We start from the raw sequence: 17,134 nt of genomic DNA, 5'->3' as shown, positions 1-17,134 counted from the left end.
ATGGAATGGCATTCGTGGATTGGGTATTTGGCGGCTAGCCTGACGACGCTCTCATTCTTACCGCAAGCGATTAAGGTCATTACCACCCGCAACACGCAGGGTATCTCCGGTTTAATGTATGTAATGTTTGTGTGTGGGCTGGTGTTGTGGCTGATTTATGGATTATTGATTGAAGATACTGCCGTCAGCATGGCGAACTTTCTGACACTCCTGTTCGCCTTGCCGATTCTGGTTATCAAGTCTCGCAATGGGTAGGCAGATTGCCGGATAAGCGTCAGCGCTATCCGGCAGTTTTTAACTGTCTGTTGTGCCAGCCCGCCAACACGAGCACCGTGGTTAGCGCACCGAGCAGGGCGCAGAACATATCCGACTGGGTATCCCACGGGTCGCCCTGCGTCCCGAGAAAATCATCTGCTCCCTGACCCATCGCCAGCGCTGCCCACCATTCGATCAGCTCATACATCGCGCTAATCGCCAGCGCCACGCAGCAGACCAAAAATGCCAGCATTTTGCGGCCACGAACTATATTACCGCGCACTAAAATCTCTCTTGCCGTCAGGGCGGGCACCAGACCCTGGAAGAAGTGACCCAGCTTGTCATAGGGGTTACGACTGAGATCCAGCCACTCCTGAACCTGAAAACCGACAGGGACTTTAGCGTAGGTATACATACCGCCGACCATCAGAATGATGGCGTGCAAGAAAATGAGCGTGTAGAGCAAGGGCGTCAGCGGGTAGCGCTTCATGGTCGCCAGCAACAGTGGAACGACAATAATGACCGGCGTAACTTCCATCAGCCAGGTGATTTTCTCCGTGGCAGAGACACCGGTGTAGATAAGTATTAGCGCCAGGAGCAGCGCGCCAGAGTGCAAGATTGTGGAGTTCAGTGTGCGGAGCATGGCGAATTCACAAGTAATGGAAAAGGTTACTATTCCCTGTGAGCGGCAAAAATTCAACGCCAGTAAATGGGGGGATAAAGTTGGCCCGGGGGGATCACTGGACTGACGCCAAAAATCTGTTGTCAGTCCAGTGCCGGGCCGAATGGGTTACTTCGCGCAGTTAGCGCATTGTTTGCTGACGATTTGCTGGAAGAAATCGTTGCCTTTGTCATCGACCAGAATGAAAGCCGGGAAATCTTCGACTTCGATTTTCCAGATAGCTTCCATACCCAGCTCAGGGTATTCCACGCATTCCAGATGTTTAATACTCTGCTGCGCAAGTACCGCTGCCGGGCCACCAATGCTACCTAAATAGAAGCCGCCGTGTTTATGGCAGGCGTCTGTCACCTGCTGGCTACGGTTACCTTTTGCCAGCATGATCATGCTGCCGCCGTGAGACTGTAGCAGGTCAACATAGGAGTCCATACGACCCGCAGTGGTTGGCCCTAAAGAGCCGGACGGATAACCTGCAGGTGTTTTGGCCGGGCCCGCGTAGTAGATAGGGTGATCTTTCACGTACTGCGGCAGACCTTCGCCGGACTCAATACGTTCTTTTAGCTTCGCGTGGGCAATATCGCGACCGACAATGATGGTGCCGCTCAGCGACAGACGGGTAGAAACCGGATATTGAGAGAGCTGGGCGAGGATCTCTTTCATTGGGCGGTTAAGGTCAACTTTAACCACTTCACCTTCGCCTGCCTGGCGCAGCGACTCCGGAATGTACTGGGCTGGGTTATGTTCCAGTTTTTCGATCCAGATCCCTTCGCGGTTAATCTTGGCCTTGATGTTACGGTCTGCGGAGCAAGACACACCCATACCAACCGGGCAGGATGCGCCGTGGCGAGGCAGGCGGATCACGCGGATATCGTGCGCGAAGTATTTCCCGCCAAACTGGGCGCCGAGGCCGAGTTTCTGCGCTTCTTCCAGCAGTTCCTGTTCCAGTTGCAGATCGCGGAACGCCTGGCCGTGCGCATTACCTTCAGTCGGCAGTGCGTCATAGTAGTGTGTGCTGGCCAGCTTCACCGTTTTCAGGGTGCTTTCCGCTGACGTGCCGCCAATGACGAATGCAATGTGGTACGGCGGGCATGCTGCGGTACCCAGCGTGCGCATTTTCTCAACCAGGAAGTTTTTCAGTTTGCCGGGGGTGAGCAGCGCTTTGGTTTCCTGATACAGATAGGTTTTGTTCGCTGAACCGCCGCCTTTGGCCACGCACAGGAATTTGTATTCGTCACCATCCACGCTGTACAGGTCGATTTGTGCGGGCAGGTTGGTGCCGGTATTCACTTCTTTGTACATATCCAGCGCCGCGTTTTGCGAGTAGCGCAGGTTATCTTCAATATAGGTATTAAATACGCCCTTGGAGAGTGCCGCTTCGTCGCCGCCACCGGTCCAGACGCGCTGACCTTTTTTACCCATGATAATTGCCGTACCGGTGTCCTGGCAGGTTGGCAATACGCCTTTAGCAGCGATTTCGGAGTTTCTCAGGAACTGCAGCGCTACGTATTTATCGTTTTCGCTGGCTTCGGGATCATGGAGAATTGAGGCGACTTGCTGTTGGTGTTCAGGGCGGAGCATGAAGGAGGCATCGTGGAAGGCTTGTTGGGCCAGTAGCGTAAGTGCTTCAGGGGCTACTTTCAGGATTGTTTCGCCTTCAAACTCGCCGACGCTGACGTGATCGGAGGTCAGCAGGTAGTACTCAGTTTTGTCTTCCCCCAGTGGGAAAGCCGCCTGATAAGTGAATTCAACTTTTGACATTTGCTTCCAGCCTTTTCATTTTTCTCAGGAATTTTAAAATTCTCTGTGTCTTGACGGTGGCGTGCCGTTCCAAAGCGGACGGCACGCGCACTGTAATTACAGGAAACCGTACATTGCAGCGAAGATCCAACCAAAGACACAGGATACGCTCACGCCGATCAACCCAGGTAGAATGAAGCTGTGGTTGATAACGAAACGGCCAATGTGGGTGGTGCCGGAACGGTCAAACTGAATAGCCGCCAGATCGCTCGGGTAAGTCGGCAGAATGTAGTAACCGTAACATGCCGGAGCGGAAGCAACGATGTACGCTGGATCAACCCCAATTGCCAGTGCGACCGGAACAATCGCCGCCAGCGCCGCAGCCTGGGAGTTTACAAATTTGGAAACCAACAGCAGAACAATTGCATAGGCCCACGGATACTCTTTCACCATATTGCCCAGCACACCTTCGATTTCCGTCATGTGCGCGCCGAACATTGTTTCGGCCATCCAGGCAATACCGTACACCGCCACAATCGCGATCATACCGGAACGGAAGACTTCGTTTTTAGATATTGAAGCGGGATTGGTCTTCGTCAGGATAATAATCAGCGCACCGGTCAGTAGCATGAACATCTGGATAACCAGTACCATTGACAGCGGTTTGCCACTGAAGGTAGGGCGCAGCTCAGAGAACGCGCCGAGCACGGCAACAACGGCGATAGCGGCAAGGAAGATCCACATGGCCAGCCAGTTGCTTTTCGGCAGCTTTTTGTCTAACAGTGTGGCGGTATCGCCATAAACGTAGTTGTGGTTTTCAGGAACGGAAATAAACTTCTGGAATTCTTCATCTTTATCCAGATCTTTACCGCGGAACCAACTGAAGATACCGATCGCCAGGATACCCAACAGGGTAGACGGGATAGTGATGCTGAGCAGGTCGAGGAATTCAAGATGCTTGCCTTCAAACGTTACGTTACCCAGCATTGCGACCAGTGATACAACGGCCACGGACACCGGGCTGGCGATAATCCCCATCTGCGCACCGATAGAACTCGCCGCCATCGGACGTTCCGGGCGAATATTGTTCTTAATAGCAACGTCATAAATGATTGGCAGGATGGTGTAGACCACGTGGCCTGTACCGCAGAGGATCGTCAGGGTGCAGGTAACGAAGGGGGCGACGATGGAAACGTATTTTGGGTTACGGCGCAGCAGCTTTTCAGCGATTTGCAGCATAACGTCAAGGCCGCCGGAGGCTTGCAAGGTTGCCGATGCGGCCACCACGGCAATAATAACCAGCATTACATCTACAGGTGGTTTACCCGGCTGGAGATGGAAAACGAAAACCAGAATGACCAGGCCGATACCGCCTAATAAACCCAGCGCGATACCGCCCTTTCTGGCACCATAAAACAAACATATTAATATTATAAGAAGTTGTATACTAAATAACATTTTATTTACCCTCGCGAAAAAACCAGTCAATTTTTTGAAAAATGGATCTGTGCCACATTCTTTTTTGCCGGAATAGGCATCAAAAAATGGTCAGTATTCGATATGTCCGTATTTGCGATTAATGTTCAAATGTCTTGCTAGAATGTTTTTTTAACGTTATGGCGATATTTAGCTTTTTTCTGTGGCTTTGATCAGAGGAGAGAATCCTCAGGCGATGGGAAGCAGAGCTGGACATGGAGAGCTGCGGTTGACGCTGTAATTTATCTGTTTTGCGTTTTCCGCTATTACGTGAACCACCGACAGAATGGGTGAGTAGGTTATTTGTGTGATCACACTCACGCCATTTCATAATGTGATGAGGTTGGCGTGCGGATACTTTTATTTGCTCACAAAAATGTACGGTGTCCATGGTACGTAGCATGGTCTCCATTGCTACCAGTCTAGATTTTGTATGTCTGGTTAATTTCAGACTAATCCTTTATGGGTAAAAATACACACTCTGCGAGCTAGATAATACTTAATTAACTTTTGTTAGCGATTTTGAAATTAAAAACAGTGTGACGTTAATCAATATTAAAATAATACATTTAACATGCCGGATACAAATATATTTGATCTAACGCAAATTTATAATTCTGCAGCATGATTCAGAAAAGTAGGGATTTTTCATTATTTTAATAATTGTTACTTTCAAATAACAAATAATCCCAAATTGTTTTTATTGGCAATATTGTTTTAGTAATGAGTAATGTTCAGCCTGAACGCGGTAACGATAAACCGGTCTACCGGTTACGCCATAATGGATGCTGGTAAATAGGATGTGACAATTGACGAGCCAGATAAGATATTTACGGCAAGAAACGCGCGAGATATTGACCTCGTTGGCCAGTTCATCGGTGGAGAATTCCTGATCCTGATGCTCATCAATCCACTGGCACAGCGTGCGTAACGTTTGTGGCGTTAATCCTTTAGGTAAGCGCCGCGCTTCCTGTTCATTGGAGGAGCTGCCGTGAATCAACTGGTCAAGCTCAGACTGTTCATAGTACTGATGCTTTTCCATCTCGGTTTTCTTTTGTAGCCAGCCGGTCAGCGCCTCTTCAAAACGGGACGCCTGGAACGGTTTGATCAGGTAGTCAACGACACCATAGTGGAGAGAGTCTTTGATGGTGGTCGCGTCAGCGGCGGAAGAGATGACAATGACATCACACTTGCAACCTTCGCTGTGCAATACAGGCAACAGATCCAGACCGTTTTCTTTTTGCATATAAATATCAAGCAAAATCAAATCGATATGATTACCGCTATGAAAGATTATCTCTTTTGCTTTCTCCAGCGTGGAGGCTGTGCCGCAGCAATGAAAACCGGAGAGTTGCGCGACATAACGGCGGTTTAATTCCGCTACCATTGCATCGTCATCGACAATTAAGACATTGATCATCTGCTGGCCCTCTCACCATTCCACGGTAACTGTACAAAAAATTGGGTGAAGATCCCAGGTTCTGACTCGACGGAAATATTGCCGCCAACGTTTTCAACCTGTTGTTTAACAAGCGCTAAACCAACGCCCCGTTCGGTTCCTTTTGACGAAACGCCCTTCTCAAAGATGTGCTCAATGTGTTCGGGGGCAATCCCCGGACCATCGTCATTCACTTCGCAATGCAACCAGCTGTGTCGATAATGCAAGGATACGCTGATCTCGCCACCAGGTTCTTGACCTAGCGCCTCCAGGGCGTTTTCAATTAAATTCCCCAGAACGGTAATCAGCACAGCCACCTGATCTTCGTTGCTGTTTTCCGGCAACTGGCTTTCATTGCTGATCACCAGGCTATGGCCTAAATCAGATGTGCGATTAATCTTACTGAGTAAAAATCCTGCGATCACCGGGGATTTTATTTTTCCTAACAGTGAGCCAATCTCTTCCTGATAACTGTTGGCGGTCTTCAGGATGTAATTTTCAAGCTGCTTATAACTTTTCAGATGCAATAATCCCAGAATCACGTGCAATTTATTCATGAATTCGTGGGATCGTTCACGAAGTGCGTCGGCATAGTTGACCATGCCGTCCAGTCGTTGCATTAATTTTCGGACTTCAGTCTTATCTCTGAATGTTGAAATGGCCCCGATGATTTTACCGTTGCTGAGTACCGGAACCGTGTTAATTAAGAGTAGCCGATCCTTCACCATGATCTCTTCATCGCGACGCGGCGTTCCGTCATGCAGTACCTGTGAAAAATCGACCACTTTTGACCATGCGTGGCTGAGCGTGGAGAGCTGGGCATCGTCTTGCGATTTGTGGTAATCCAGCAACTCTTGTGCCGCCTGGTTTATCAGCGTCACTTCACCGCACTCGTCAACGGCAATGACGCCTTCCTTTATAGAGTGCAGCATCGCCTGGCGTTGTTCGAACAGATTGGAGATTTCATAAGGCTCCAGACCAAACAGAATACGCTTGAGGACTTTGACAAATACCCATGTGCCGAGCAGCCCAACCAGCACGCCAAATAAGATGGACCAAAAGATGCTGCCACGGCTGTTATTGATCTGCTCAGTCACCCTGCTTAGCTCAAGGCCGATCGACACGACGCCTATCTGCCGGTGATGCTCGTCATAAATAGGGGTAAATACGCGCAGGGCTTGCGCCAGAAATCCGCGATTAATGGCGACATTCTCTTTCCCTTGCAGGGCCAGCAAAATGTCATCGCCTTTAAACGGCTGACCGATTCGCTGCGCTTCGGGATGGGAGTAACGAATGCTTTGCATATCGGTGACGACGATGAACAAAAAATCGTTGCTCTTATTCACCGCCTGGGCAATCGCCTGAATACCGCTTTCCTCGGGCTTTTTCATTAGCCCCTGGCGGATCTCCGGGGAGTTTGCCAGCGTTCGTGCGACCGCAAGCGCTTTACCCGCTAATGCATCGCGCGTCATGTTGCTGATTTGCGAGAAATAAATCAGATGAACGACAAGCAGCACGGAGAAGAGTACCGCACTGACCATGAGGATCACGGTAGTGCCGAGCTTCATTGGGCGTTTGCGTATAGCAGTACGTTGCAGAGAGTGTCTCATCACGGTCCTGGAATCACGGTTTGTATGGGTATTATCGCCTGATGGGATGCGTAATTCAAAGGTGGTAGGGATGATGGGGCATGGGCTGCCTGGGCTTTTCTTCTATATATAACGTAGAGCGAGTCTCTTTTTATATAGAGATTTCCTTATCTGCTTTCACTTCTTTCAGGGAGGCTGACCACTATTTTGCTTACGATTGTGGATAACTCTGTGTGTAAATGGGTATAAGGCGGGGTTTTGCTGTGGAATGCAGCGGTCAGTCATTTTTCTGCAATTTAAGGGTTGCGGGCCGCGGGAAACTCCCTATAATGCGCCTCCATCGACACGGCGGATGTGAATCACTTCACACAAACAGCCGGTTCGGTTGAAGAGAAAAACCTGAAAATGAGGGTTGACTCTGAAAGAGGAAAGCGTAATATACGCCACCTCGCGACAGAGCGCTAAAGCGCGTCGCACCTGCTCTTTAACAATTTATCAGACAATCTGTGTGGGCACTCGAAGATACGGATTCTTAACGTCGCAAGACGAAAAATGAATACCAAGTCTCTGAGTGAACACGTAATTCATTACGAAGTTTAATTCACGAGCATCAAACTTAAATTGAAGAGTTTGATCATGGCTCAGATTGAACGCTGGCGGCAGGCCTAACACATGCAAGTCGAACGGTAGCACAGAGGAGCTTGCTCCTTGGGTGACGAGTGGCGGACGGGTGAGTAATGTCTGGGAAACTGCCCGATGGAGGGGGATAACTACTGGAAACGGTAGCTAATACCGCATAATGTCGCAAGACCAAAGAGGGGGACCTTCGGGCCTCTTGCCATCGGATGTGCCCAGATGGGATTAGCTAGTAGGTGGGGTAACGGCTCACCTAGGCGACGATCCCTAGCTGGTCTGAGAGGATGACCAGCCACACTGGAACTGAGACACGGTCCAGACTCCTACGGGAGGCAGCAGTGGGGAATATTGCACAATGGGCGCAAGCCTGATGCAGCCATGCCGCGTGTATGAAGAAGGCCTTCGGGTTGTAAAGTACTTTCAGCGAGGAGGAAGGTGTTGTGGTTAATAACCGCAGCAATTGACGTTACTCGCAGAAGAAGCACCGGCTAACTCCGTGCCAGCAGCCGCGGTAATACGGAGGGTGCAAGCGTTAATCGGAATTACTGGGCGTAAAGCGCACGCAGGCGGTCTGTCAAGTCGGATGTGAAATCCCCGGGCTCAACCTGGGAACTGCATCCGAAACTGGCAGGCTAGAGTCTTGTAGAGGGGGGTAGAATTCCAGGTGTAGCGGTGAAATGCGTAGAGATCTGGAGGAATACCGGTGGCGAAGGCGGCCCCCTGGACAAAGACTGACGCTCAGGTGCGAAAGCGTGGGGAGCAAACAGGATTAGATACCCTGGTAGTCCACGCCGTAAACGATGTCGACTTGGAGGTTGTGCCCTTGAGGCGTGGCTTCCGGAGCTAACGCGTTAAGTCGACCGCCTGGGGAGTACGGCCGCAAGGTTAAAACTCAAATGAATTGACGGGGGCCCGCACAAGCGGTGGAGCATGTGGTTTAATTCGATGCAACGCGAAGAACCTTACCTACTCTTGACATCCACGGAACTTGGCAGAGATGCCTTGGTGCCTTCGGGAACCGTGAGACAGGTGCTGCATGGCTGTCGTCAGCTCGTGTTGTGAAATGTTGGGTTAAGTCCCGCAACGAGCGCAACCCTTATCCTTTGTTGCCAGCGATTCGGTCGGGAACTCAAAGGAGACTGCCAGTGATAAACTGGAGGAAGGTGGGGATGACGTCAAGTCATCATGGCCCTTACGAGTAGGGCTACACACGTGCTACAATGGCATATACAAAGAGAAGCGACCTCGCGAGAGCAAGCGGACCTCATAAAGTATGTCGTAGTCCGGATTGGAGTCTGCAACTCGACTCCATGAAGTCGGAATCGCTAGTAATCGTGGATCAGAATGCCACGGTGAATACGTTCCCGGGCCTTGTACACACCGCCCGTCACACCATGGGAGTGGGTTGCAAAAGAAGTAGGTAGCTTAACCTTCGGGAGGGCGCTTACCACTTTGTGATTCATGACTGGGGTGAAGTCGTAACAAGGTAACCGTAGGGGAACCTGCGGTTGGATCACCTCCTTACCTTAAAGAAACGTTCTTTGTAGTGCTCACACAGATTGTCTGATGAATGATGAACTTCTGAATGTACTTTCGAGTGCATTAAGAAGTTTTGCTCTTTAAAAATCTGGATCAAGCTGAAAATTGAAACGACACACTGTTTCATTTCTCCGTAAACAAGAAATGAAAAGCGGTGTGTCCGAGTCTCTCAAATTTTCGCAACACTGAAGTGTTTTACGAAACATCTTCGGGTTGTGAGGTTAAGCGACTAAGCGTACACGGTGGATGCCCTGGCAGTCAGAGGCGATGAAGGACGTGCTAATCTGCGATAAGCGTCGGTAAGGTGATATGAACCGTTATAGCCGGCGATTTCCGAATGGGGAAACCCAGTGTGATTCGTCACACTATCATTACGTGAATACATAGCGTAATGAAGCGAACCGGGGGAACTGAAACATCTAAGTACCCCGAGGAAAAGAAATCAACCGAGATTCCCCCAGTAGCGGCGAGCGAACGGGGAGCAGCCCAGAGTCTGAATCAGCATGTGTGGTAGTGGAACGGTCTGGAAAGTCCGGCGATACAGGGTGATAGTCCCGTACACAAAAGTGCATGTGTTGTGAACTCGAAGAGTAGGGCGGGACACGTGGTATCCTGTCTGAATATGGGGGGACCATCCTCCAAGGCTAAATACTCCTGACTGACCGATAGTGAACCAGTACCGTGAGGGAAAGGCGAAAAGAACCCCGGCGAGGGGAGTGAAAAAGAACCTGAAACCGTGTACGTACAAGCAGTGGGAGCCTCTTTATGGGGTGACTGCGTACCTTTTGTATAATGGGTCAGCGACTTATATTCTGTAGCAAGGTTAACCGAATAGGGGAGCCGAAGGGAAACCGAGTCTTAACTGGGCGTTAAGTTGCAGGGTATAGACCCGAAACCCGGTGATCTAGCCATGGGCAGGTTGAAGGTTGGGTAACACTAACTGGAGGACCGAACCGACTAATGTTGAAAAATTAGCGGATGACTTGTGGCTGGGGGTGAAAGGCCAATCAAACCGGGAGATAGCTGGTTCTCCCCGAAAGCTATTTAGGTAGCGCCTCGTGAATTCATCTTCGGGGGTAGAGCACTGTTTCGGCTAGGGGGTCATCCCGACTTACCAACCCGATGCAAACTGCGAATACCGAAGAATGTTATCACGGGAGACACACGGCGGGTGCTAACGTCCGTCGTGAAGAGGGAAACAACCCAGACCGCCAGCTAAGGTCCCAAAGTCATGGTTAAGTGGGAAACGATGTGGGAAGGCACAGACAGCCAGGATGTTGGCTTAGAAGCAGCCATCATTTAAAGAAAGCGTAATAGCTCACTGGTCGAGTCGGCCTGCGCGGAAGATGTAACGGGGCTAAACCATGCACCGAAGCTGCGGCAGCGACACTATGTGTTGTTGGGTAGGGGAGCGTTCTGTAAGCCGTTGAAGGTGGCCTGTGAGGGTTGCTGGAGGTATCAGAAGTGCGAATGCTGACATAAGTAACGATAATGCGGGTGAAAAACCCGCACGCCGGAAGACCAAGGGTTCCTGTCCAACGTTAATCGGGGCAGGGTGAGTCGACCCCTAAGGCGAGGCCGAAAGGCGTAGTCGATGGGAAACAGGTTAATATTCCTGTACTTGGTGTTACTGCGAAGGGGGGACGGAGAAGGCTATGTTAGCCGGGCGACGGTTGTCCCGGTTTAAGCATGTAGGCGGAGATTCCAGGTAAATCCGGAGTCTTGTTAACGCTGAGGTGTGATGACGAGGCACTACGGTGCTGAAGTAACAAATGCCCTGCTTCCAGGAAAAGCCTCTAAGCATCAGGTAACACAAAATCGTACCCCAAACCGACACAGGTGGTCAGGTAGAGAATACCAAGGCGCTTGAGAGAACTCGGGTGAAGGAACTAGGCAAAATGGTGCCGTAACTTCGGGAGAAGGCACGCTGATATGTAGGTGAAGTGATTTACTCATGGAGCTGAAATCAGTCGAAGATACCAGCTGGCTGCAACTGTTTATTAAAAACACAGCACTGTGCAAACACGAAAGTGGACGTATACGGTGTGACGCCTGCCCGGTGCCGGAAGGTTAATTGATGGGGTTATCCGTAAGGAGAAGCTCTTGATCGAAGCCCCGGTAAACGGCGGCCGTAACTATAACGGTCCTAAGGTAGCGAAATTCCTTGTCGGGTAAGTTCCGACCTGCACGAATGGCGTAATGATGGCCAGGCTGTCTCCACCCGAGACTCAGTGAAATTGAACTCGCTGTGAAGATGCAGTGTACCCGCGGCAAGACGGAAAGACCCCGTGAACCTTTACTATAGCTTGACACTGAACACTGGTCCTTGATGTGTAGGATAGGTGGGAGGCTTTGAAGTGTGGACGCCAGTCTGCATGGAGCCAACCTTGAAATACCACCCTTTAATGGCTGGTGTTCTAACGTAGACCCGTAATCCGGGTTGCGGACAGTGTCTGGTGGGTAGTTTGACTGGGGCGGTCTCCTCCTAAAGAGTAACGGAGGAGCACGAAGGTTAGCTAATCCTGGTCGGACATCAGGAGGTTAGTGCAAAGGCATAAGCTAGCTTGACTGCGAGAGTGACGGCTCGAGCAGGTGCGAAAGCAGGTCTTAGTGATCCGGTGGTTCTGAATGGAAGGGCCATCGCTCAACGGATAAAAGGTACTCCGGGGATAACAGGCTGATACCGCCCAAGAGTTCATATCGACGGCGGTGTTTGGCACCTCGATGTCGGCTCATCACATCCTGGGGCTGAAGTAGGTCCCAAGGGTATGGCTGTTCGCCATTTAAAGTGGTACGCGAGCTGGGTTTAGAACGTCGTGAGACAGTTCGGTCCCTATCTGCCGTGGGCGCTGGAGAATTGAGGGGGGCTGCTCCTAGTACGAGAGGACCGGAGTGGACGCATCACTGGTGTTCGGGTTGTCATGCCAATGGCATTGCCCGGTAGCTAAATGCGGAAGAGATAAGTGCTGAAAGCATCTAAGCACGAAACTTGCCCCGAGATGAGTTCTCCCTGACCCTTTAAGGGTCCTGAAGGAACGTTGAAGACGACGACGTTGATAGGTCGGGTGTGTAAGCGTAGCGATACGTTGAGCTAACCGATACTAATGAACCGTGAGGCTTAACCTTACAACGCCGAAGGTGTTTTGGCGGATGAGACATCGAAATTCAGCTTGATTACAGATTACATCGACATGCGAAAAGCGTGTTGATAGACAGAATTTGCCTGGCGGCTGTAGCGCGGTGGTCCCACCTGACCCCATGCCGAACTCAGAAGTGAAACGCCGTAGCGCCGATGGTAGTGTGGGGTCTCCCCATGCGAGAGTAGGGAACTGCCAGGCATCAAATAAGTAAAGAAGCCCATCCTGCCGGATGGGCTTTTTTGCGTCTGCAGGGAATGAAGACTGCCGATGCAGCGTACCGTTTTATCCAGCCCATACTGTTGTAACCGGTGTGTTGGCCTGAGAAGCGCAGCACACCAGGCTCTCCCGGCAGCACATTGCCTGCTATCCGTGCACGGGGTTGAGTAACAGGTACTGTCGCTCGAGATCGTCCACTTCTGTACGTCCCGTCACGTTAAACCCCATCTTCTTATAGAAGCCAGATGTCAGCTTGTTAAAAGGCACGACTAATCTTATGTATGGATTTTGTGAGGGGTAGAGCAGTAAAGATATTGAGAGATGATCGGTTGGAAAGTATCAGAAACTATAAAAGCAAAAACCCGCCTCTAGGGCGGGTTCTTTAGAATAGTGGTGCCGGACTCGGAATCGATGTTTCTTTTTAACTTGCTGATATATTTGATTTATTTTTAATGTGGTTATTTTTGTACCCTCATTTATACCCTCGCTCCCGCCAGATACGAATTTAAAACCCAAATCGGGGACGACAATGGAATGGTCATCTGAGGATAGTGTGTTGACACTTCATGGTGGTGTTTTGTCTGGCGACGCACCTAGTGCGTCACAAGGATCCAGTAACAAACCACCAGAAGAAAAGCACCAGGTACGTCAGTATTATTTTGGCCTTAAGTAGAAAAGCCTGGCAAGGAGTTTGTTTAGACCCTGTGCTGATAAAGCAATTCCACTTACGTCCAGACAGGTAAATCATCCTGACTACTGTCTGGATGCCAGCGTGCCAGGGTAATGACGGGCGATAATGTCATTCAGCTTATCAACCAATTCTGGTCGCTTAAATGTGATATGCGCTGTTCCCTTCTGAAAGTACTTAACAGTAAACATCTCATCCTCATAACTGGTGCTGTGCCTGTTTTCATGAATATGGTCGCTGAGACGACGGGTGACATCAGCGCGGTTGTCAGGAACAGGTTTTCCGTCAAGTATCATCAGCATCCGCTCAAGGTCAGCTAACCGATCGCGCTGCCAGCCCCAGTTAAGCCCATACCCCCACCGATCATATTTAACCTGCCCGTTCACGATGATCTTCTTTCCAAACTTATACGGGCAATTACTCTTGTAATTCCAGCTCAGGCCCTTAAACACGTTAATCACACCACGCTCAAACACCTCGCCTTTGCTCTGGTGCAATTGTTTAAATGTGCTAAGGATGTTTTCTTCACAGACAGCGGGAATATCGTCTTTCTCCAGGCTGTGGTACCACTCGTCGCGGGCCTTTGCGTCCATCAGGCTGAGCATTCCGGAGCGTTGCATCAAATCCCGCCATATATCGCGATCGAGATTACGGGTAATGGCTTTTATTGCCGTTTCTCTTTTTTCCATCAACCAGCAGCCGCAGCGAAAATTCTGCTTCATAGCCCAGTCCACGGCGGTTTTTCCGCCGATGCTGCGGGTCAGCGTCGAAACATCGTCAAGTTGTTGCATGAGCACTTCAATCTGCGCCAGCGCGGCATTCCGTCCGCTGACAATACGCTCAATGCTGGTGGAGCAAATCATGCCGGTGTGGTCGGTTAACACTTCGGGTTCGGTGAGAGTAAGTTCTGACATCATTTTTCCTTTATATAAAGCAAAGCGCCAGCCGGTAAGGCTGGCGCTTATACATGAGTGATGGGTCTTGTCAGGCGGCTAAACAGTTCCGGCCTGTTGCAGAAGCTGCAGATGATGGAAATCGCGAACGTCCTGCAATGCCTGGGTGATATGGGGTAACAGTGTTGCTGAATCGGTGTTGTCTTCGTCGTTGTCGAAAATAATGTCGGTGTCGCAATCGATGTTGCCCTGAAGCCAGTCAATCAGAATGGTGAGAGCGGCTTCGGTGGTTAATTCTGGCATGTGAAAACCTTGTGGTGATTGAAGTGGGCTACCAGTCAAAGGTGGCAGAGCCGGGCAGCACTTCGCCACAGGCATCAAGATGAACAATGCCAGCGGAGTAACGACGCATAATAGTCACCACCAGGCGGCGACAGGCTTTCGACAAACCAAGGCGTTTTAGCCGCAGCACTGGAAATGACCACGCATTCAGGTAGAGCAGATAACCTGAGCCGGTATAGCTAATCCATTCCGACTCGCCAAAGTCTTCATGCTGGTGCGACAGGGCATACAGCAGCGAATTGTCTTCCTCGGTGATATGTGCGGTGCTGCACTGAATGCTGTTAACGCGGGCGATGGGCGGAAGCGGATCTTCAACGACCAGCTTTCCGGGGGAGTCAGCAACGCGAAGGGAATAACCGTTGTCACAGACCACGTTAATCAGGTCGGCCAGCTCAATCCCATCAATATCTATGGCGATCCGGCCCATATTGAGGGCCAGAACGTTGATGGCATCGGCTTCCACTGTGAGGGACAGCTTCATTGTTGTTCCTTTTTGTATTTGCCGGTAATGAGATCTGTCACAGGTCTGTAGCCATGACGGGTCATCAGCCCGGTCGCCTTCCGGGCTCGGAGGATATCAATACTGCCGATAAGCGGTGACTGTGTGTCTGCGCTAAAGCCGCGTCTGTCAGTACGGACCAGGTCGTACTTTTCCACGATAAAGTTCACCGCGTCGCACAGTGAGATACCGGCGTCGATATGCTCCTGGATCACGCCATCGTTGCCAAATGGCGTGTCGTTTAGCGTCAGACCGTAGTGACGATCCAGCAGATGGTTCAGGAGGTGCTGCCAGATATCCACGGGGGACGGACGTGGTGAGGTCTCATGCGTGGAGGATAGTGGTTGGGTTTGCACAACTGGATCTCTTTGATGATGGGTTAAAATGAGGAAAAGCTGTGAGAAGGTTTACGCGGTTGCTGCAGGTGTCGGGTAAATCGCGATGTACACGTATCCATGCGAGCCGAGGCTGTCGGCCTCGCAGGTCAGCCCTTTTGAGTATAATGTGACGCAGTGCTGATGGCGGGGATTGAGTTCACCGGAAACCAGCATCAGCTCAAGCTGTTTGAGCTGTACCGGAAACGCCTGGTCAAGATGGCGTAAATCCGCGTCGCTGAACGTGCCGGCGATACTCGCGCGGTCGCCGAGATAGTGCAGCCGGTTGCCCTCCTGCACCAGACGGGCACCAAAACAGGGCGTGATACTGCGTTTAAGCCCCCACCAGGGTTCAGTGATATCGTGGTTTTCTGCCGGTATTTTATTCGACAATTTTAGCCTTCCTTAAACGTGAATTAATTCAACGTGACGCTGCGTAATACAACATAGGGGCCGTTGCGGTCCTGACGACGTTCTGCGAAGACCGCGAGCACACCGCTGATATCCTGGACTTCCCGCCCGGCATAGTGGCAGATGCTGCCGGACCACTGATACCGCCCGGTACAGAAGCGAAACAGGCGGGACTGCGGATGCTGGCGGTATATCGCCATTGCCTGGCGTTTGCTAATAATCTTCATAGGGTTATTTTCCTGTTGTGCTACAGCCAGCCACGTTCTGCAAACGAGGCGATTTCCATACCGCCGACCACCAGGTGGTCCAGCAGGCGGATATCTACCAGGTCCAGGGCCTGTTTCAGGCGTTCTGTGATTCGTTTGTCGGAATCACTGGGTTCGGCATGTGTTGACGGGTGGCAATGCGCGACAATGACAGCGGCGCAGTTATGCTTCAGACCGGATTTCACCACTTCGCGGGCATGGACCTGCGTATGGTTGATGGTGCCGGTAAAGAGCGTTTCATGGGCTATCAGGCGATGCTGGTTATCGAGGAAGAGGGCGGTAAATTCTTCACGCTCCAGTGAAGCAAGCTGCAGACGCAGCCAGTCGCGGACGGCATGGCTGGAGGTAAATGACGCGCCGGGCTCGCGTAGCTGGCACGCCAGCAGGGTTAAGGCTTCCCTGACCGTCTGCTGGTCGGCAGGGGCTAATTCACGGGCAAACAGTGGTAACTGTTGTTCCATAGCTGCTGACCTCAGTCGATGATGTGCATGATGGTGTTACATTCCGCGTGGTTGAGCGCGTAATCCCGCAGGCGGTAATAGTGCTCTGTCATGGCATCGCATTCGGTACGCATGGCGTGGTGGCTGTAAGTCATCAGACAGACCGCAATCCCTGCAGCTTCGGCACTGAGTTCACCGCCGTTACCGTTCATCGGGTTGTACAGCGTCCACGGCTCATCGGTGTCCGGTTCCGGTGCCATAAATGCGCCGCCGTTGCTGAGTGAATAAAAATTCCAGATACCCCCGCAGTAATCAGCACACAGACGGTCCATCCAGGCGAAGATCTGCGGCTCCAGGGTAATCCACTGTGGTATGCTGCCGAAGTGCTGCGGCCAGAAGCAGATACGCTGTTCGTCAGGTACCTGCGTTACGGTCAGTTCAAAATCAGGTTCGTTAGCAGCAGATGCGAGGTTGCTTTGTGTCGCGGTTGTCATGGGTATGTCTCCGTCAATAAAA

General features: G+C 51.1%; 15 protein-coding genes, 3 rRNA genes and 1 pseudogene. 4 read left to right on the top strand and 15 right to left on the bottom strand.

Annotated elements, in window-relative coordinates; genetic code table 11:
• The gene (locus HV237_RS22040; RefSeq protein ID WP_016155416.1) at nt 1-255 is read left to right on the top strand and encodes a SemiSWEET transporter; all 255 of its coding nucleotides are present in this window, start codon (nt 1-3) and stop codon (nt 253-255) included.
• A 25-nt stretch (nt 256-280) separates the two neighbouring features.
• On the opposite strand, the gene HV237_RS22035 is transcribed toward HV237_RS22040, so the two are convergent.
• The 6 genes from HV237_RS22035 to HV237_RS22010 all read right to left on the bottom strand — a co-directional run bounded on the left by HV237_RS22035 (nt 281) and on the right by HV237_RS22010 (nt 7,195).
• Nucleotides 281-898 (bottom strand): DUF2238 domain-containing protein, encoded by a 618-nt coding sequence (locus HV237_RS22035; protein ID WP_047357710.1) that lies wholly within the window; start codon nt 896-898, stop codon nt 281-283.
• A gap of 147 nt (nt 899-1,045) precedes the next feature.
• On the bottom strand, nt 1,046-2,692 hold the full coding sequence (gene fumA / locus HV237_RS22030) for a class I fumarate hydratase FumA (RefSeq protein ID WP_016155418.1): 1,647 nt from the start codon (nt 2,690-2,692) through the stop codon (nt 1,046-1,048).
• Nucleotides 2,693-2,788: 96 nt separating this feature from the next.
• The gene (gene dcuB, locus HV237_RS22025) at nt 2,789-4,129 is read right to left on the bottom strand and encodes an anaerobic C4-dicarboxylate transporter DcuB (protein ID WP_003031873.1); all 1,341 of its coding nucleotides are present in this window, start codon (nt 4,127-4,129) and stop codon (nt 2,789-2,791) included.
• A gap of 118 nt (nt 4,130-4,247) precedes the next feature.
• On the bottom strand, nt 4,248-4,550 hold the full coding sequence (locus tag HV237_RS22020; protein WP_135107946.1) for a hypothetical protein: 303 nt from the start codon (nt 4,548-4,550) through the stop codon (nt 4,248-4,250).
• 297 nt (nt 4,551-4,847) lie between these two features.
• Nucleotides 4,848-5,567, bottom strand: a complete 720-nt coding sequence (gene dcuR, locus HV237_RS22015; protein ID WP_016155419.1) for a two-component system response regulator DcuR — start codon at nt 5,565-5,567, stop codon at nt 4,848-4,850.
• Nucleotides 5,564-7,195 (bottom strand): sensor histidine kinase, encoded by a 1,632-nt coding sequence (locus tag HV237_RS22010; RefSeq protein WP_047357709.1) that lies wholly within the window; start codon nt 7,193-7,195, stop codon nt 5,564-5,566. The genes dcuR and HV237_RS22010 overlap by 4 nt, the downstream gene beginning before the upstream one ends.
• Before the next feature lie 597 nt (nt 7,196-7,792).
• Between HV237_RS22010 and HV237_RS22005 the strand changes: the two genes are divergently transcribed.
• The 3 genes from HV237_RS22005 to rrf all read left to right on the top strand — a co-directional run bounded on the left by HV237_RS22005 (nt 7,793) and on the right by rrf (nt 12,687).
• Nucleotides 7,793-9,334, top strand: a 16S ribosomal RNA gene (locus tag HV237_RS22005).
• Nucleotides 9,335-9,568: 234 nt separating this feature from the next.
• A 23S ribosomal RNA gene (locus HV237_RS22000) occupies nt 9,569-12,475 on the top strand.
• Between the two features lie 96 nt (nt 12,476-12,571).
• A 5S ribosomal RNA gene (rrf, locus tag HV237_RS21995) occupies nt 12,572-12,687 on the top strand.
• Together the 16S, 23S and 5S rRNA genes form the textbook arrangement of a ribosomal RNA operon.
• 165 nt (nt 12,688-12,852) lie before the next feature.
• Here the strand turns inward: rrf and HV237_RS26250 are convergent.
• From HV237_RS26250 to HV237_RS21955, 9 genes and pseudogenes are all read right to left on the bottom strand, one after another.
• Nucleotides 12,853-12,948: pseudogene (locus HV237_RS26250) on the bottom strand (GNAT family N-acetyltransferase); the annotation flags it as partial.
• Between the two features lie 510 nt (nt 12,949-13,458).
• Nucleotides 13,459-14,307 carry a DUF4942 domain-containing protein gene (locus HV237_RS21990; RefSeq protein WP_047359060.1) on the bottom strand — a complete coding sequence of 283 codons (849 nt, stop codon included), beginning with the start codon at nt 14,305-14,307 and terminating at the stop codon, nt 13,459-13,461.
• Nucleotides 14,308-14,385: 78 nt separating this feature from the next.
• Nucleotides 14,386-14,589 carry a DUF957 domain-containing protein gene (locus tag HV237_RS21985; RefSeq protein WP_047359061.1) on the bottom strand — a complete coding sequence of 68 codons (204 nt, stop codon included), beginning with the start codon at nt 14,587-14,589 and terminating at the stop codon, nt 14,386-14,388.
• A gap of 28 nt (nt 14,590-14,617) precedes the next feature.
• Nucleotides 14,618-15,109 carry a DUF5983 family protein gene (locus HV237_RS21980; protein ID WP_047359062.1) on the bottom strand — a complete coding sequence of 164 codons (492 nt, stop codon included), beginning with the start codon at nt 15,107-15,109 and terminating at the stop codon, nt 14,618-14,620.
• Nucleotides 15,106-15,483 (bottom strand): TA system toxin CbtA family protein, encoded by a 378-nt coding sequence (locus tag HV237_RS21975; RefSeq protein WP_047359063.1) that lies wholly within the window; start codon nt 15,481-15,483, stop codon nt 15,106-15,108. Before HV237_RS21975 ends, HV237_RS21980 begins: the two co-directional genes overlap by 4 nt.
• 51 nt (nt 15,484-15,534) lie before the next feature.
• A complete protein-coding gene (locus HV237_RS21970) occupies nt 15,535-15,894 on the bottom strand; it encodes a type IV toxin-antitoxin system YeeU family antitoxin (RefSeq protein ID WP_047359064.1) in 360 nt (119 codons plus the stop codon).
• A gap of 23 nt (nt 15,895-15,917) precedes the next feature.
• Nucleotides 15,918-16,139, bottom strand: coding sequence for a DUF987 domain-containing protein (locus tag HV237_RS21965; RefSeq protein ID WP_000691982.1), 222 nt, complete (start codon nt 16,137-16,139; stop codon nt 15,918-15,920).
• Nucleotides 16,140-16,159: 20 nt separating this feature from the next.
• Entirely contained in the window at nt 16,160-16,639 is a 480-nt protein-coding gene (gene radC, locus HV237_RS21960; RefSeq protein ID WP_047359065.1) for a DNA repair protein RadC, read from the bottom strand.
• A gap of 11 nt (nt 16,640-16,650) precedes the next feature.
• On the bottom strand, nt 16,651-17,112 hold the full coding sequence (locus HV237_RS21955; protein ID WP_047359066.1) for an antirestriction protein: 462 nt from the start codon (nt 17,110-17,112) through the stop codon (nt 16,651-16,653).
• Nucleotides 17,113-17,134 lie beyond the last annotated feature (22 nt).

Source organism: Citrobacter sp. RHBSTW-00570 (assembly GCF_013739755.1).
Classification (GTDB): Bacteria; Pseudomonadota; Gammaproteobacteria; order Enterobacterales; family Enterobacteriaceae; genus Citrobacter; species Citrobacter braakii.
The sequence above is the reverse complement of the archived record's forward strand: the minus strand, read 5'-3'. Positions and strand labels throughout refer to the sequence as shown.

Coding starts and splice junctions, on each gene's coding strand:
- HV237_RS22040 (WP_016155416.1), top strand. CDS start 1: ATGGAATGGCATTCGTGGATTGGGTATTTGGCGGCTAGCCTGACGACG.
- HV237_RS22035 (WP_047357710.1), bottom strand. CDS start 898: ATGCTCCGCACACTGAACTCCACAATCTTGCACTCTGGCGCGCTGCTC.
- fumA (WP_016155418.1), bottom strand. CDS start 2,692: ATGTCAAAAGTTGAATTCACTTATCAGGCGGCTTTCCCACTGGGGGAA.
- dcuB (WP_003031873.1), bottom strand. CDS start 4,129: ATGTTATTTAGTATACAACTTCTTATAATATTAATATGTTTGTTTTAT.
- HV237_RS22020 (WP_135107946.1), bottom strand. CDS start 4,550: ATGCTACGTACCATGGACACCGTACATTTTTGTGAGCAAATAAAAGTA.
- dcuR (WP_016155419.1), bottom strand. CDS start 5,567: ATGATCAATGTCTTAATTGTCGATGACGATGCAATGGTAGCGGAATTA.
- HV237_RS22010 (WP_047357709.1), bottom strand. CDS start 7,195: ATGAGACACTCTCTGCAACGTACTGCTATACGCAAACGCCCAATGAAG.
- HV237_RS21990 (WP_047359060.1), bottom strand. CDS start 14,307: ATGTCAGAACTTACTCTCACCGAACCCGAAGTGTTAACCGACCACACC.
- HV237_RS21985 (WP_047359061.1), bottom strand. CDS start 14,589: ATGCCAGAATTAACCACCGAAGCCGCTCTCACCATTCTGATTGACTGG.
- HV237_RS21980 (WP_047359062.1), bottom strand. CDS start 15,109: ATGAAGCTGTCCCTCACAGTGGAAGCCGATGCCATCAACGTTCTGGCC.
- HV237_RS21965 (WP_000691982.1), bottom strand. CDS start 16,139: ATGAAGATTATTAGCAAACGCCAGGCAATGGCGATATACCGCCAGCAT.
- radC (WP_047359065.1), bottom strand. CDS start 16,639: ATGGAACAACAGTTACCACTGTTTGCCCGTGAATTAGCCCCTGCCGAC.
- HV237_RS21955 (WP_047359066.1), bottom strand. CDS start 17,112: ATGACAACCGCGACACAAAGCAACCTCGCATCTGCTGCTAACGAACCT.